Source organism: Romboutsia sp. LXY-2 (genome assembly GCF_056171995.1).
Window position 1 is genome coordinate 49828 of sequence record NZ_JBKFGI010000006.1, and the last position, 16199, is coordinate 66026.

15 protein-coding genes are annotated in these 16199 nt (G+C 28.4%); 4 read left to right on the forward strand and 11 right to left on the reverse strand.

All coding sequences use genetic code 11. From position 1 onward, the window contains the following. Nucleotides 1–326: 326 nt before the first annotated feature. From ACI48P_RS11390 to ACI48P_RS11420, 7 genes are all read right to left on the reverse strand, one after another. A complete protein-coding gene (locus ACI48P_RS11390; RefSeq protein WP_475215776.1) occupies nt 327–1376 on the reverse strand; it encodes a MerR family transcriptional regulator in 1050 nt (349 codons plus the stop codon). Between the two features lie 278 nt (nt 1377–1654). Beyond that, on the reverse strand, nt 1655–2419 hold the full coding sequence (locus tag ACI48P_RS11395; protein ID WP_475215778.1) for a helix-turn-helix domain-containing protein: 765 nt from the start codon (nt 2417–2419) through the stop codon (nt 1655–1657). Nucleotides 2420–2809: 390 nt separating this feature from the next. Then, entirely contained in the window at nt 2810–4216 is a 1407-nt protein-coding gene (locus ACI48P_RS11400) for a YfcC family protein (RefSeq protein WP_475215780.1), read from the reverse strand. A 551-nt stretch (nt 4217–4767) separates the two neighbouring features. Continuing rightward, nucleotides 4768–5199 carry a hypothetical protein gene (locus ACI48P_RS11405; RefSeq protein ID WP_475215781.1) on the reverse strand — a complete coding sequence of 144 codons (432 nt, stop codon included), beginning with the start codon at nt 5197–5199 and terminating at the stop codon, nt 4768–4770. A 130-nt stretch (nt 5200–5329) separates the two neighbouring features. Beyond that, entirely contained in the window at nt 5330–6478 is a 1149-nt protein-coding gene (locus tag ACI48P_RS11410) for an ImmA/IrrE family metallo-endopeptidase (RefSeq protein ID WP_475215783.1), read from the reverse strand. Between the two features lie 30 nt (nt 6479–6508). Continuing rightward, nucleotides 6509–7375, reverse strand: coding sequence for an HD domain-containing protein (locus ACI48P_RS11415; RefSeq protein WP_475215785.1), 867 nt, complete (start codon nt 7373–7375; stop codon nt 6509–6511). A 94-nt stretch (nt 7376–7469) separates the two neighbouring features. Further along, nucleotides 7470–8420, reverse strand: coding sequence for a protein kinase domain-containing protein (locus ACI48P_RS11420; RefSeq protein WP_475215787.1), 951 nt, complete (start codon nt 8418–8420; stop codon nt 7470–7472). 623 nt (nt 8421–9043) lie between these two features. On the opposite strand from ACI48P_RS11420, the gene ACI48P_RS11425 reads away from it, so the two are divergent. Then, nucleotides 9044–9787: a lysophospholipid acyltransferase family protein gene (locus ACI48P_RS11425; protein WP_475215789.1), complete on the forward strand. Its 744-nt coding sequence runs from the start codon at nt 9044–9046 to the stop codon at nt 9785–9787. Nucleotides 9788–9877: 90 nt separating this feature from the next. On the opposite strand, the gene ACI48P_RS11430 is transcribed toward ACI48P_RS11425, so the two are convergent. The 4 genes from ACI48P_RS11430 to ACI48P_RS11445 form a co-directional block, all read right to left on the reverse strand. Then, the gene (locus ACI48P_RS11430) at nt 9878–10225 is read right to left on the reverse strand and encodes an ASCH domain-containing protein (RefSeq protein ID WP_475215790.1); all 348 of its coding nucleotides are present in this window, start codon (nt 10223–10225) and stop codon (nt 9878–9880) included. A 175-nt stretch (nt 10226–10400) separates the two neighbouring features. Beyond that, entirely contained in the window at nt 10401–11693 is a 1293-nt protein-coding gene (locus ACI48P_RS11435) for a VanW family protein (RefSeq protein ID WP_475215792.1), read from the reverse strand. A gap of 96 nt (nt 11694–11789) precedes the next feature. After that, nucleotides 11790–12419, reverse strand: a complete 630-nt coding sequence (locus ACI48P_RS11440) for an endonuclease/exonuclease/phosphatase family protein (protein ID WP_475215794.1) — start codon at nt 12417–12419, stop codon at nt 11790–11792. Nucleotides 12420–12848: 429 nt separating this feature from the next. Next, nucleotides 12849–13010 carry a hypothetical protein gene (locus tag ACI48P_RS11445; protein WP_475215796.1) on the reverse strand — a complete coding sequence of 54 codons (162 nt, stop codon included), beginning with the start codon at nt 13008–13010 and terminating at the stop codon, nt 12849–12851. A gap of 655 nt (nt 13011–13665) precedes the next feature. Here ACI48P_RS11445 and ACI48P_RS11450 point away from each other — a divergent pair. From ACI48P_RS11450 to hydE, 3 genes are read left to right on the forward strand one after another with little or no spacing between them, the layout of a single operon-like run. Then, entirely contained in the window at nt 13666–13926 is a 261-nt protein-coding gene (locus ACI48P_RS11450; RefSeq protein WP_475215798.1) for a TM1266 family iron-only hydrogenase system putative regulator, read from the forward strand. A 4-nt stretch (nt 13927–13930) separates the two neighbouring features. Further along, nucleotides 13931–15154 carry a [FeFe] hydrogenase H-cluster maturation GTPase HydF gene (gene hydF, locus ACI48P_RS11455; protein ID WP_475215800.1) on the forward strand — a complete coding sequence of 408 codons (1224 nt, stop codon included), beginning with the start codon at nt 13931–13933 and terminating at the stop codon, nt 15152–15154. Beyond that, nucleotides 15144–16199: a [FeFe] hydrogenase H-cluster radical SAM maturase HydE gene (gene hydE / locus ACI48P_RS11460; RefSeq protein WP_475215802.1), complete on the forward strand. Its 1056-nt coding sequence runs from the start codon at nt 15144–15146 to the stop codon at nt 16197–16199. The genes hydF and hydE overlap by 11 nt, the downstream gene beginning before the upstream one ends.

Below are 16199 nucleotides of genomic sequence, written 5' to 3' on the forward strand. Positions count from 1 at the left end.
TATTATATCTTATTATATAGTTATTTGTAACCACTAACTTGAAAATGTAATTTTGAGGTAATTTTAAAATATATTTTTAGATCAATAATTAATAAAATTCTGTTTAGAATCGAAGGTACATAGTATATAAATAATAATTATTGTAAGTGTTAAAATTCATAAATAAGAAAAAAGTCGCTAAATTTCAGCGACTATTTAAGCAAATAATATCAATACTTAAGGCTAATTTTACATTTTTCTATCATATAGTTCTCTATACACTACTCTACGGATAACTTTTTTATAAACTATTATTTATATATAATCAATATCTAGATAAATATAACTTATTGTATTTTTATAATATAATTTAATCTATCTATTTTAATGAACTCTAATTTTTTATCGTACTTATTAAATTCATCTTCAAGTAAATCAATATATGAATAATACTCATCTTTTATCTCATCTATCTGTGTTTCAGATAAAGTCTTCAAAACATCCATCTCTGAATATTTACTCTCAAACATTAAATCTCCAATAACTATTACTCCATCATCCTTTAGCACTCTCATCATTTCTTCTATCGCAATATTTTTTTCGCTTTGATTTAAGTGATGAAATGCATATGTTGAAACAATAATATCAAAAGACTTATTATCATAGGGTATCTTTAGAAATTCTCCTACTCTAACCTTTAGCATAGGATATTTTTCTTTTGCAACTGATAGCATTTCTCTAGATTGATCTATACCGATTATTTCATAATTACCCTTTAAAAATTTACTTGCTAAATTTCCTGTTCCCACTCCTATTTCAAGTATTCTAGAGCCTTCTTTATCTAAATTTTCTACTAAATCATATACTTTTTGTAATATTAGCTCATAGTTTTTGTATATTTTTAATTCTCCATTATCTTTCTTTACATCATTATCATATAATTTTGCCCAACTATTAAAATCCCATTTATCATTCCATCCGTTCTTAGCATTATTTAACTTATTACTTTCATTAATTATTTCTAATAAATCATCTTTTATTTTACAATAATCTACTTCCTCATAAATTTTATCTATTACATTCTCTAAAGATTTTCTTATTGTGTTAAGTCTATGAATTTCATCGTTAACTAATTTCCATTGATTATTAAAATGAGTTAAGTCATTTTCTTTTTCATTATTTTTTAATATATCTTTTATAGAGTCAATACTTAACCCTATTGACCTATAAAGCAATATAGATTGTAATCTAACAATATCTTCTTCATTGAATTTTCTATATTTGTTATCAGATTCCCTTATTGGTGCTATCAACCCTTTTTTCTCATAAAATCTAATCTTATTTGTAGTGATTTTAAACATCTCTGCAATATGACTAATAGTATAATTTTCTATCATATTTTAATCCCCCTAGCTCTTGTTATACTATTATTTTAAACTTTCGCCTTAGGTTAAAGTCAACAAAAATACTATTTGAATATTAAATAAAAGCAAATGAAAAAGCACTGTATACCTATTAATATCAGTGCTAATTTTGTTAACTTATTAAATAATCCAAATAATCAATTTCTTATTATAAACTGTTATCACTTATTTGTGGTACGATTCTCCGTACCGTACTCTACGTAGCACAATTTCTTAACTCTAATTTATTTTAAACATTTGTTAGTTTTATTTTACTCATATTTTTTACCAACTATATACATCGGTATGAAAATAAAGATTATAGGGAAAGGTGCAATCAAAATCCTAAGCTTTTCCCATAGTAATGGATTTATAGAAATAATAGACAAATATAGTATTGGTAACAGTGTAAACACACTCATCATTGATGTATGTATGGTTTTTACTATGTATCTCCAATTACTATTATTAAATGTTAATCCTATCATATTCATTCTAAACGCACCATGACTATAATGACTTATTTTATTTTCATCATAATAAGTAGGCAGAGTTTCTTTTGCAAAGAAAGTAAAATATAAACCAAAAATTAACATCAATAATTCTACTGTTAAAAAATTACTATCCATGTCAATCAGTGAATATCCTTTTGCAATATAAAATATCAGTTCTAAGGTAACAACTATCATGCTCAAACTAAATATAGTTATTCGATTCAACTTATCTCTACGTTGTAATATAGCTTCTTCCTTTGACAAAACAATAGTTCTCGACACTAACGAGTCTATTTCATCAATCGTAAATTGTTCATTACTTTCAATTCTTTTTCCACTAAGTAATTCTGTTGTTGTTACTTCAAGAATTTTAGATAAAGGCATAAGTAACGAAATATCTGGAAAGCTTAACCCACGCTCCCATTTACTAACGGCTTTATCAGATAAAAATAATTGCTCGGCAAGCTGTTTTTGCGTCAGTCCTTTTTCTTTTCTCAACTCTTTTAAAAATTCTCCAAACTCTTTGTTATTGATTGTTTGCATAAGTCTGCACCTCCTACATTAAATATAATTCTGAAAGCTAAAACCAACAATCGACTATTCGTAGAATACAGGTTAATTTCAATGTAAACTAACAGTAGAATATATAAATAATCTCCCCCCAACAAATATCTATTTCATATTCAGTTTAGCATTCTTACAGGATTGTGTAAATTTTTATAAACCTACTGTTTACCCATTAAATCTAAAAAACCGTGCTCCCTTACTTGTGATACGGTTCTCCCTACCGCACTCTGCGGAGCACACAATTGTCTAACATAGCCAAAAAAATATTACTGGAGTTTGAAAATTTCCAGTAATATCTCTTATAAAGCAAGTCTATTTGTATAAATCTATAGATATTCTCTTTTTATTCTTATTTTATACTATCTATTATTTAATAAACATCATCCCTACTGATAATATTATAGATGAAGAAATAAATATACAAACTATTATCTTACTCACAAACTTAACCCACGTAGAATAATCTACCTTAGCTATAGCTAAAGCTCCCATTATTGACCCACTTGTAGGCGTAACTAAGTTTACTATACCACTACCTGCACTAAATATAGAAACTATTATCTCTGGTGCAAAACCTAAACTAACAGCTAAAGGCCCTATTATTGGCATTGATAAACCTGCAAGACCTGATGTTGATGGTATGAAGAAAGACATTGCCATATATATTAAAAGAGCAACTACTGCAAATATTATTGGATTTATTCCAGTTAAAATAGATGAAGCTGACTCTAATACATACATGTCAAGTCCTGTAGTATTCATTATTAAAGATATCCCTCTAGCAACTCCAATAACTAATGCAACTCCAACCATTTCACTTGCACCATCCATGAAAGTTCCAACTAATTCTTTCTCTTTCATTCCATAAACAAGTCCTATTACAACTGACATTACAACAAACCAAATTCCAAGCTCAGAGAACCACCAGTGCCCTAAAGCTGAACCTGTTAAGAAAGAAGTATTTTCAAAAATTGTTATTCCAAAATCCTCCCAAGGAATTATCCCACAAACCATTACTAAAAATGATAAAGAAAATAATCCTAAAACTATTTTTCTTTTCGTGTTAAATTCTACAACTTCTTCAGAACTATGATCAAAAGCTCCTTTTGCCTCTTTCATTTCATTTTCTGATAATAAAGTTAAAGATTTATCTTTTTGAATATTTTTTGCATATTTCATTACAAAGTATATAGATATTAATAATGATGATAGCCATAAAGCTATACCCATACCTATTATCACTACTTGATTTGTATTAATTCCTACTCCATTTAAAGCTCCTATACTAGTTGAAACTAAGAATGGATTTACTGTTGAACCTAAAACTCCTGAACCTGTCCCAAGTATTAGTGTTGCAACTGATACTAATGGGTCAAATCCAGCTGCCATCATTGTAACTGTTATTAAAGCAGTGAATGCTACTATTTCTTCATTCATTCCAAAGCTAGTTCCACCTAAAGAGAATACAAACATTAATACGGGTATTAATGTTAACTCTTTTCCTTTTAGTTTACCAACTACTGATCCTATACCTGCATCTAATGCTCCAGTTTTTGTTGTTACCCCTAAAAATCCACCTATTAATAAAACGAATATGGCAATATCTATTGCATCATTTAATCCATTTATTGGAGCCATTATAACGTCTGAAACTTGCGCCTTAATTAGACCTGGTATAAATTGAGTTATTATTGCTATAAATACTGTAATTGCTAAAAGTACTGTATAAGCTGTTGGCAATGTAAAACCTTTTTTCTTTGTCTTATTACTCACAATATCATCTCCCTTTTTTTAGTCTATACTTATGTAATAAATGAATTTGGAAATTATTACATAGTTTTGATTACTCTTATTATAATATAAACTAATTTTTCAGGCAATTTTTTACATTAACATTGAAATTTTTATATCTTTTCACATTAAAAGAATACATTTCTTACACATTATTATTCATAATTCAGTAAATAGAATCACTACGTGTAATTTTTTGTGACATATACACAATTATATAATTCCTATAATTGCACAGCCTTTTGGATAGGACATTACCGTAATCAAGTTGCGTATTTTAGACCTCATATAAAATCAGAGAAAGTAAAAGGATTGTATGTTATAGGGTCATCAACTCATCCAGGAAACGGTGTATCTGTAATAATAAATGGTAGCAATCTTGTGGTGGATGATATATTAGCATTATAAAATTAGAGATCTTATCAAGTAATATAATTTAAACCGTATCCATTACTTGTGATACGGTTCACTATTATTTACTCTAAACTCTAACTCTCAACATATAATCTTTCACAAAACACAACTAAACCTCACTATTTATCAGTCCTATTAGCAATATAAAATTTACCCTTTTCATAAACAAGCCCTTTATATTCCACCCAATCAGCAAACTTAACCAATACAACATCAGATAACTTTCCTCTCAAAGGCTTCTTGTTAATACAATAAATTTCACTAAAACTTGCCACCATATAAGAATCCACTAACTCTCTCCTAGGATTAAATCTATAAAAATACTTTAAACTATTTTCATCAATACCCCTGCCAAGTGCAAGTGCTCTAAATATATCATATTCAGAATCCACCTCATAAACCTCATTAGAAACACTAAATATAGAGCCGTTATATCTAAAAGTCGGACTCTCAGGCTGTAATAACTTAAACCTAAGTACCATCCCAAATAAAAATAAAATTATAAAAAGTGCCACAATATAAACCTTTTTCATTATTTCTTCAATATCCATTCTTCTCCCCTACTCCCTTAGTCACAATTGTCAAAAATTCCCATAATAAATATTCTAGCATAAAACAATCATAAAAACTTTTATCCTAACAAAATTAGACCTTTGTAAACAAAAAAAATAGGACAAAGTCCTATTTTTTCTTCTTACCTTTTGCTTTTTTGCCCGAAGATTTTCCATTGCCTTTAGGCATTACTCTCTCATTAGTAACTACCATCTTAGGCATCTTAAATCCTAATAAAATATTTAAATCCTCTTCATTAATATCTATATCCATAGCTGATAATCTTTGAGATACATTTCCTTTTTCCACAATATCCTTATCAACTAAACTATACACCGCACTAGTTAATAACTTAGGCATATTAGCTTTCATCTCATTATCAAGTGGCTCTTTATCTAACCATCCAAGTCTTTGCATTTCAGCACCCATATTATTGTATGCCTTGTAACCTAACTCACCTAACATATTTGCTCTAAATAACAGCGCCGTCATTGGTGCTTTGTACTTTTTCTTTAAATCTACATAACTATTAATATCATTAGGCGTCTTTAAATCATCAAAGAACCTTTCCTTAGGCATAAGTAATGCACACGCAAACTCATCCTTAGAAAATGCCTTTACAGGTATATTTAAAGCATTTCCTACTATATAGCCTAATTCATAAGCTAAATCAAAGTTTCTTCTAGGAATACAATCTAAATCATCTCCTAAACACACAAAGTATCTTAAATCACCATCTATACTTTGCTTTTGAGTAAATGGAGCCGCTCCTTTTTTACCTTTGTTTATTGTACTTATTATTATTCCATTTTCTTCTATTATAGATTGTAAATCATCTATAGTATCTTCTCCTAAGTTCCAGTGGTCTCTTACTATCTTTGCTAAACTATCAGCATCAACATTTTTACCAGCTTCAGTTGGCAAGTTTAACTTAGGTAATTCAGTAAATTCTTCAATAAACTTACATATCTTATGAGTCATTATTAATTGCTCTCTATAAGCTACTTCTTCTACTCTAGGAATAGAACCTGGTACTGCAAAGTGTGCACCATCTACTACTACCTTCATATTATCCTTTTGGAAAAAGTACTCTAGTGGAAAATCTAGTCCATCTGCAAGTTTTTGTGCATTTTCTAATACAGGTAAGTATTTGCTTTCCTCAAATGCAAGAATATCTTTTTTATTAATATTTGTTTCTTTAGCTAATATATCTACTACCTTACCTCTGTAAAGTCTAGCAGACTTAAGCCTTACTGGATTAAAATCAGTTAATTTCATTACTTTGTCTCTCTTTCAATTTACGTCTATTTATAAGTATAGTTTCGTCTCTAGCTTTCTGTCATATTCACTCCAGCCAGTAGCCTCACTACTTCTTCTTATTTGATTGATTTTGTTCATAGTAGCATCAACAGAGTCTGCATAATTTAATATAAAAGATTCTTCCATATTAGCTGCTCTTGGTGATCCATATTCAAGTTTACCATGATGTTGTGTAACACAGCCTTTAATTCTTCTAACAAAATCTTCACTAAAAGGAACATCCATATCTCTAATAGCTCTATCTATCATTTGCACTCCAATTACAATATGTCCTTCTAGCTCCCCACAAAGAGTATACTTAAAAGGGCCATTAAAATCAAGTTCTTCTAGTTTTCCTATGTCATGAAGTTTTGCACTAAGGACTGCTATTTCTCTTCTTGGACAGTCATATTTATCACATAAATATTTAGTAAGCTCCATAACTCCTAAGGTATGTTCGGCCAGTCCTCCTATGTAATTATGGTGCATAGACACTCCACCTATTCCTCTTTTAAATTTATCTAAAAAATCTTCATTCTTAAAGAAATAATCATTTAATTTTTTTCCTTCAACAGATGTAACACACTCATTAGTTATAGCTTCTATATCATCCATAATTTCTTCAATATGTCTATCTACAGATGGTAAATAGTCTTCTGATTTATATTCTTTAACAATATGATAATCATCAACATCTATAAAAGTTCCATTATTATAATGTATTTCTATAACTTGTCCAGGATCTAGCTTTGCTCTTATGTTAATTTTAGCCCTTATATAGCCATTTTTATGACTTAACATATAAACTTGTTTATTTCCATCTTTATAAAGTTTTTTCATTATCATAAATGCTTTTTTACCGTTGCCATTTGCCATATTCATTATCTCCAATCATTTATGTTTTTCTTAGTATATGTAACTTTGGCATTTTAAATAATTGGCAAAAAAATATAGCATATAAATTTATAGTTTATATGCTACTTAATATCATCAAACATACTAATGCAATAACAGCAGTTCCCATCATAATCTTTTTGCCTGCTGATTTTACAACTTTATTTTTTTTATCTTCTATATAAACAACATTATCTGTTTCTTCTTCATCTTCAATATCAGCTTTTTCATAAAGTATTTTACTTAAATCTATAAGTATTTCTTGAGTATTTTTATATTTATTAGTTCTACTTAATAATTTTTTTATAAGGTCTATAAGTTCTTGGTTTCCATTTGCGGCATAAACATCATTCCAGTTAAGGCCTTTGTCTATTAATTTAAGCATTTCACTTTCATTTCTACCTTCACCATAAGGTAGTTTTTTAAATATAGCTTCAAATAATATTAATCCTAATGCAAAGAAATCACTTTCTTTGTCTGAGTAATTTATGTTTAGTTGGTGTGGGCAAAGATATTTAATATCTCCTTCAATTCTTAAGTTTATACCATGATTTGCTTTTGTAAGTCCAAAGTCGCAGATTAATATGTTGTACCATTCGTCTACTAAAATATTAGTAGGTTTCAAATCTCCATGATACAAATTATGATTATGAACAAGCTCTAAGGCTTTTAATATTTGTGTGCCCATAGTAACTAAGGCTTCTAAGTGTATGTAATTTCCAGATATTATTTTATCTAAAGTTATTCCAGCACTATATTCACTTACTATATAATACAAAACAGTTTCTTCAGTGCAGTGTACTCCTACATCTATTATCTTTTGAATATATGGTGAGTTTAATTCATTTATAACTGTTGATTCATCTATTAAGTTTGATATAAAGTCAGGACGTATGTTTGAGTTGTGTTCAAATATTTTTATTATTACTTTTCTATTTTCATAAACGTCTCTTGCATGATACATAACGTTATATTTCAATTCGCCATTAACATCAAATACTTCATACCTATTCCCTATAAATCTCACTTTTATCACCACCTTTATAAATTTAATTATAATAATTAATTATATCAATCTTCACAATTTTTTTCCATATTTTAACATAATATACCAAAATAATATTTAGTTATATACTGAAACCATTTCAGAGACTATTTATTATGTACTAATCATGTAATATTTCGAACTATTTATCGTAAAATAATTACTCTAATACATAATATACGTTTATAATAGTTAAACTTTTATATCTTTTTTCAAAATATAAATTAGCAAACCAAATCCCCTTTTATAATTCCTTAGAGTCTATTGGTATTTTTTTATTTCGTACCATATATACCCAAAACCAATAATTTAAATAGTAATACCCTGTAATATCAATTGGTATTTTTTGTAAATATATCATTATGATTTAATGCCTAATTTTCGCTTTTTATTACCCTACTATAATTTTATTAACTTTACACTTAATATAATATTGCTAAAATTTAGGCCATGTTGTATATTATGATACCCGTAAAATTTATAACAATATTTTTTTATTATCTAAATATTTCATTTTATAATAAATTCATTTAAATGTTAAATTCTTATGTTATAATAGTATTTATTGTATAAATTAATATAAATAAAGGAGGCAAGTTCACAATATGAATTTCTTATTTGTAAAGGGAGTTACTCATCAAATCTCAAGCATAATCGGACTTATACCATCTTATATAAAATTTAAAAATAATCCAGAAAAGTATAGCTTAGATGAAAAGTTTAGTGTAATTCAAAAGTATATAAATAATTCCTTAAATAAAGTAAAAATTAAATTAGAAGTAAGTGGCCAAGAAAACTTGCCTGAAGGAAACGTGCTATTCGTAGCAAACCATGCTAATTGGGTAGATGCATTTGTCATGATGTCAGTAGTAGATAGACCTGTTGGAATGATAATAGCAAAGGAAGCTAATTGGGAAAAGTTCTTTTTAATAAAAGGCTGGACTAGTATGCTGAATTGCTTATATTTAGATAGAAAAAACAACCGTAACGCAATAAAAACTATAAATGAAGCTTGTGACATACTAAAAACAAAATCTAGTATAGGCATATTCCCTGAAGGAGTAGTAACTAGAAGCGACGACCTAGCGGAATTCAAGGACGGAGCATTCCGTATGGCAGTAAAATCACAAGTTCCTATTGTCCCCATAGTAATAAAAAATTCTAAGAATATCTATGTCCCATCATCAAGATGGTTAGGTAAGCTCTATAGCCCAACAGTAAAAGTTGAAATACTTGAACCAGTAAAGGACCACTTAAATACAAAGTTAAAAACAAAAGATGTATCAAATGTAGTTAGAGAAGCAATGCTAGAATGCATGGATAAAGTATCTCTAGCGAAAATATCATAGCAATTATAAAAGTTTTATATCTAAAAAGAGGATAAAAATAAAACCTATTAGTTTTATATTTATCCTCTTTTTTATTATACAAGTAAGTTATTATTTTGTAAGTAAGTCTACTTCTATTCCAACAACACCATACTTTTTTATCATTTCTTTTGGGTAATATTTATTCATATCACTAGGAAGTGCAATTTCTTCCCCATAATATCCAAGCTTTACTTTATCAAACGTTTTATATAACTCATCAAAGTTATTATATTTATGAAGTTCTTTAACTGCTACTCTTAGTTGATTGTTATCATTATCTGTGCTAATAAAAATTATATGATCTCCTTTTAAGATTCTTTGTCTTCTCTCATCATAAATCCTCATCTCTATTGTCTTAGTGCCACTTTCAATTAATGTAAAGGCCACTGGATTTAGACTCATAATATGTGTATTCATTAAAATAATCTCCCTAATTTATTATTAAGTTTAGCTAAGTAAGAAAATTTTATATAGCCATCCCTTTAATTATAACAAACAAATTATATAACAACATAAAAAACACGCGTACCATAAATAATACGCATGTCTTTTCCTACTTCCTGCTACCTATAATTAGCGGCATTTCCCGCATCTATTTTTCTAATTCTTTATATACACTTTTTCCGATGTATTCTGTTCTTAGTACCTTTCCAGAAGCATCTCTATATTCTCTATAAGTCTTTGACGCATCAAGACCATTTTCCTTAAAATTATCAACCTTAACAGTTATATTTTGCTTACTAGAAGCATTTCCATATATTCTAGAAGTTATAGAATTACTTGTAACTACATTTTTTACATATACTGGATAATCATAAGGGTTTTTGAATTTAAAGTCTGTTCCTGCATCGTTAACCATTGCATCTTGTCCTAAAGGAACATAGTTAGATGCTACAGAGTGATTAGTTCTGTAAGTTATTTGTAACCCAGATGTAAGAACTGAGTTAAATAGTGTTGATGAAGTTTGACAAACTCCTCCACCTAAAGCATCAACTAACTTTTTATTTACAATAACAGGTGCATCTTTATATCCATTTGCAGAAGTTCTCATACCTGTTAAAGTATTATAAGAAAATTCCTCCCCTGGCATTAATAAAACGTCACTAGATTTCTTAGCAGATAACATTATATTATGATTTCTTCCTGGGTTGCTTGCCGAAAACTTAGTAGTATACTCTGCAAGTAAAGTATTTACCGCCTTAGCATCACTAGTACTTACTTTAGGTTCATTTATATTTACCTTTATTTCAAGATTCTCATAAACCTTATCTTTAATACTCTTAACAATGGCTTCTTTACTATTTTCTACATCCATTTCTTTACCTGTTGTACTTGGGCTTACAGATATACTTCCGCCATCACTTATTCTAACTTTTGCATTTACCATATCTACATTTATAGATTCTGAAATATTTTTTATAGCATCATTTAGCTTTTCTTCATTGTATTCAGATTTTAAGCTAAAATCCATACTCTTCTTTTTAAGATCTAGCACAGTCTTAACATTGTTAAAATATGATTCCCCTTTAGTATAGTTATAAGCATAGTCTACAATCTCTTCTATATCATATCTTAAATCAATATCACTTGGAGAAATTGTATATTTATCTCCATCATAATTTAAATTAATATTTTGTGGAGTATATTTGCTTTTAACTGCTTCTAAAGCCTCTTCTTTGCTCATATTTGAAACTTCAACATCTTCTATAAAAATATTGTTTGTTATTTCATTTGTATAAATATATTTTTTGTTAAAATTATTTATAGACAGCCCACCTAATAAGCCTACTCCCAATACTCCTACAGAAACACCTATAGCAATATTTTTTTTCTTAGACTTTTTAAGTCTTTCTACCCTACCGCTTTTTTTCTTTTTGTCGCTCATTCTCACACCTCATTTTTAAGACTAACTAGATTATATTTGAAGATACCCTCTTAAACAATGTTTTGTGTGAACATGTAACTATATTGTTACAATTTTTTACATTATTCCAATTACAGGATAATGGTCTGATAGCATTATATAATCAACATGATATTCCTTAATTTTCAACTTATCATTTACAAAAATATAATCTATCCTAGCCTGAGATTTACCAAACGTAGGTATATTATATTTGTTACATATTACTGCACAATCCCTAAAGCTGTTTAAGTTAATGTTTTTTTCATTAAAGTCTCCACAAATAACTACTTTTCCATAAAGTCTATTTGTATAATCTAGTATTTCGCTAATTTGTGTATATCTTTCACTTTTATCTAAACCTAAATGAGTATTGATAATACTAATGTTTTCATCTTGTAAACATATATTTACATTTAAAAAACCTCTCTGCTCTTTTTTACTAGTAAGTAAAACATGAGTACTTTCTTCAATCTTATACTTTGTAAATATACAAACTCCATATAATAGTGGAGGTTTATTTACATTAGCTACAAATACTCCATCTATTTTTAAAATAGATTTAAGCTTCTTAAACTGGTGATACAAAACTTCTTGTAAACATATTATATCATAATCGCCTTGCTTTAAATATGTTCCAATTTCAGTCAACGTAGAATTGTCATTACCATCCTTTCCTTTATGAATGTTATAAGTTAATACCTTCATAACTCTCTTCCCCTTTATTTTTATAGATTTAGATTTAAACCTTATCCTTGTCCAAAGTTTAATTATTCTTGTCTAATATAAAAGGTCAAAAATATATGTCTCTTATCTTTCATAAAATTTCTTTTAACTGATAAAACCTTTTTTATTCTTTTAATATATGTTTATATACAAACTTATAATTATGAGCTCTTAAATTTTAAATAAACCTAGCTTAGTCTTTTCTCCCAAGCTAGGTCTTATATATATCTATATATTTTATATTTTAATTATTTACTTATATATTTGTCACTTATGTACATCTTTATCACTTATTTGTATATCTTTATAATTTTTTTGTATTTCTATAATGCATTTATCTTTTCATAATTTATTTATGTTCTACTTAATCTATATTTATTATAATCATTTAATCTAGAATGTACTCAATAATTAATGTAATCTTTCCTTCTTTATTTTAGTAAATTTCCCTTCACTTACTTCAAATGAGAATCCCATTTTTCTATATATTTCATCTAACTCAGCTAGTGTAACTTCTCCATTTTTTAAGTTTGCTATAGTTATATCTTGTATTTTTCTCATTGGTATCATCATTGGTATCCACTCCTTAAAATATTTATACTTAATTATATTTATCAGTTCTTAATTATATGCCTATTTTTTATAATTTCTATTCAAGCGTTTCAAAAGAACACTCGTTCTATATTTATTATAACCAAACAGTTGTTCGTTTTCAATAGTAAATTTATTTTTTTGTAGATTTTTTTCGAAATTAATAAAATGATGAGGAAAGCAGTTGTTTAATATACTATTATCTGAATTTTTTCCTGTAGATATTTTTGAATTTTCTTACTACAATATATGTTAAGATTTAATTTTCTTGAGTTATTGCTATTATATGGGAGTTTCTTGAGTTAGTTGTTTCTATTAATCAAACTAACCCTACCAGAAAAGAGTAATCTAATCTGAAAGGAAATTAGTATCCATAAGATATTTTTTGTTGGGGTATTTTCAATTAATTTTCCCGTAGGGATCCGCTCCGGGAGGACAGGTATGTTCACTACCATGCAGGCATAAAGCCGCCTGCAAATGTTCGTAGAACCTACCTATCCTCCCTCCGCTAAGTCTCTACTCGAAAATTAACTGTGATATACCCCACTTTTGATTGTAGTAGTTTACCTCACACTACTACTTATAAATATTGAAACGAATACTTAAACTTGGGTTGGGAATTTTAGATGGAGGTTTTATGAAAAAAATAGCTGTAATTAGTGCAATTTTAGAAGAGCCTAGCTTGTGTCAACAGCAGTTTAATGATGTTATAGCTAGCTTTAAAGGTATTGTCAAAGGGCGAATGGGGATTCCTTTTGATGATGTAGGAATATCTAGTGTTTGTGTTGTAGTTGTAGGTGAGATGGATGTTATTAATAGCTTGACTGGTAAGCTCGGCAACATTCCTCATGTATCTGTAAAAACTAGTATTTCTAAAAAAGAAATTCAAGGGGGATAATTTCATGAGTTTAAATTCTACTCCTCAAGGTGTTAGAGTTCACATTGGTTTGTTTGGAAAGCGTAATGCTGGTAAATCAAGTGTTATTAATGCAATTACCAATCAACAAGCAGCAATTGTTTCAGATGTAGCTGGTACTACTACTGATCCAGTATTTAGACCTATGGAGATTTTGCCAATTGGTCCTTGTGTTCTTATAGATACTGCTGGTCTTGATGATGTTGGTGAACTTGGTAAGCTAAGAATAAATAAATCTTTAGATGTTTTAAGTAAAACAGATATAGCTCTTTTAGTAATTGATGCTAGTGTTGGTTTGTATAAGGAAGATTTATATCTTATTGACACCTTATCTTCAAAGAACATACCTTATGTTTTAGTTTTAAATAAGATAGATAAAATTAATAATCTTGGTGCATTAGTTAAAGATATTAAATCCAAGGTAAAATGTCCAGTAGTTCCTGTATCTTCTACTGAAAAAACTGGATTTGATAATTTAAAGAAAGAAATAATTAATACCTTACCTGAAAATAGTGGTGATTTTAAGTTATTAACTAACTTAGTTGAGCCAAATTACTATGTTGTTTTAGTAGTACCTATTGATAAAGCTGCTCCAAAAGGAAGACTAATACTTCCTCAGCAACAGGTTATTAGAGAAATCTTAGACGTTGGTGCAATATCAATTGTTGTTAAAGAAGATAATCTAAAAAGTACCTTAGAAAACTTACCTATAAAGCCAAAATTAGTAATAACTGATTCACAAGCCTTTGAACAAGTCTCTAAGGATACACCAGATGATATAGACCTTACTTCTTTTTCAATATTATTTGCTAGACAAAAAGGTGATTTAGCTGAGCTAATAAAAGGTGCCTATGCTATTGATAATTTAAAAGACGGCGATAAAATATTAATGGCAGAAGGCTGTACCCATCATAGACAAATTGATGATATTGGTACTGTAAAAATACCAAATATGATAAGACAAAGATCTAAAAAAGAATTAACTTTTGATTTTACTTCAGGTGTATCCTTTACTGAAGACATTTCAAAATACGCTTTAGTAGTACATTGTGGTGCTTGTATGATGAATAGAGCTTGCATGCTTTCTCGTATAGAAAAAGCAAAAGAATATAATGTACCTATAGTAAACTATGGTGTTCTTATTGCTTATGCTAAAGGAATACTTGATAGATCCATAAAGCCAGTAATGGAGCTTGCTTATGAAGATTAAAGATTTAATAGATAAATTATACAAAGAAAGCAACTTAAACTATGATGAATTACTTTTTCTAATAAAAAATATTGATGAAGAAAATAAAAAGTATCTTTTCTCAAAGTCTTTTGAAAGAAGAATAGAAAATTATGATAATAAAGTATTTTTGAGAGGATTAATAGAGGTTTCTAACTACTGTAAAAATGATTGTTATTACTGTGGTATAAGATCTTCTAATAAGAATATAACTAGATTTAGATTAGAAAAAGAAGAAATCTTAGAGTGTTGCAAATTAGGATATAAGGTAGGTTACAGAACCTTTGTATTACAAGGAGGAGAAGATAATTTTTATAATGATGATTTTATGTGTGACATTATTTCCTCAATAAAAAAATCTTACCCCGATTGTGCTATTACCCTATCTTTAGGTGAAAAGAATTATGAGACCTATAAAAAATACTATGATAGTGGAGCTGATAGATATTTACTAAGACACGAAACTGCAAATGAAGACCATTATGAAAAATTACATCCTTCAAGAATGAGTTTATCTTATAGAATGAATTGTCTTAATGATTTAAAAGAAATTGGTTTTCAAATTGGTGCTGGTTTTATGGTGGGTTCCCCTTTCCAGGATGACCATAATTTAGTATCTGATTTACTTTATTTAAAAGAACTAAATCCTCATATGGTAGGTATTGGTCCTTTTATTCCACACCATGATACTAGCTTTAAAGATTATTCACATGGACCATTAGATAAGACATTACTAATGCTTGGCATTACAAGGCTTTTATTACCTAAAGCCTTATTACCATCAACTACTGCCCTAGCTTCTATTGACTCAAATGGACGAAATGAAGGGTTAATGGTTGGTTGTAATGTAATTATGCCAAACTTATCTCCCAGGGAATTTAGAAAGCATTACTCTCTTTACGACAACAAGTTATCATCAGGCCAAGAAGCTTTCGAATATCATAAAAGTTTGGAAGAAAATATAAAGTCCTTAGGACTAGAGGTAGATTACTCTCGCGGTGATAATATTGAATGGAGGCGTTTATAA

Excerpts from the sequence above, each read along its gene's own strand:
- ACI48P_RS11440 (WP_475215794.1), bottom strand. The coding sequence starts at position 12,419 with ATGAAGGTATTAACTTATAACATTCATAAAGGAAAGGATGGTAATGAC.
- ACI48P_RS11450 (WP_475215798.1), top strand. The coding sequence starts at position 13,666 with ATGAAAAAAATAGCTGTAATTAGTGCAATTTTAGAAGAGCCTAGCTTG.
- ACI48P_RS11410 (WP_475215783.1), bottom strand. The coding sequence starts at position 6,478 with ATGAAATTAACTGATTTTAATCCAGTAAGGCTTAAGTCTGCTAGACTT.
- hydE (WP_475215802.1), top strand. The coding sequence starts at position 15,144 with ATGAAGATTAAAGATTTAATAGATAAATTATACAAAGAAAGCAACTTA.
- ACI48P_RS11445 (WP_475215796.1), bottom strand. The coding sequence starts at position 13,010 with ATGATGATACCAATGAGAAAAATACAAGATATAACTATAGCAAACTTA.
- ACI48P_RS11415 (WP_475215785.1), bottom strand. The coding sequence starts at position 7,375 with ATGGCAAATGGCAACGGTAAAAAAGCATTTATGATAATGAAAAAACTT.
- ACI48P_RS11435 (WP_475215792.1), bottom strand. The coding sequence starts at position 11,693 with ATGAGCGACAAAAAGAAAAAAAGCGGTAGGGTAGAAAGACTTAAAAAG.
- ACI48P_RS11390 (WP_475215776.1), bottom strand. The coding sequence starts at position 1,376 with ATGATAGAAAATTATACTATTAGTCATATTGCAGAGATGTTTAAAATC.
- ACI48P_RS11395 (WP_475215778.1), bottom strand. The coding sequence starts at position 2,419 with ATGCAAACAATCAATAACAAAGAGTTTGGAGAATTTTTAAAAGAGTTG.
- ACI48P_RS11430 (WP_475215790.1), bottom strand. The coding sequence starts at position 10,225 with ATGAATACACATATTATGAGTCTAAATCCAGTGGCCTTTACATTAATT.
- ACI48P_RS11405 (WP_475215781.1), bottom strand. The coding sequence starts at position 5,199 with ATGGATATTGAAGAAATAATGAAAAAGGTTTATATTGTGGCACTTTTT.
- hydF (WP_475215800.1), top strand. The coding sequence starts at position 13,931 with ATGAGTTTAAATTCTACTCCTCAAGGTGTTAGAGTTCACATTGGTTTG.
- ACI48P_RS11425 (WP_475215789.1), top strand. The coding sequence starts at position 9,044 with ATGAATTTCTTATTTGTAAAGGGAGTTACTCATCAAATCTCAAGCATA.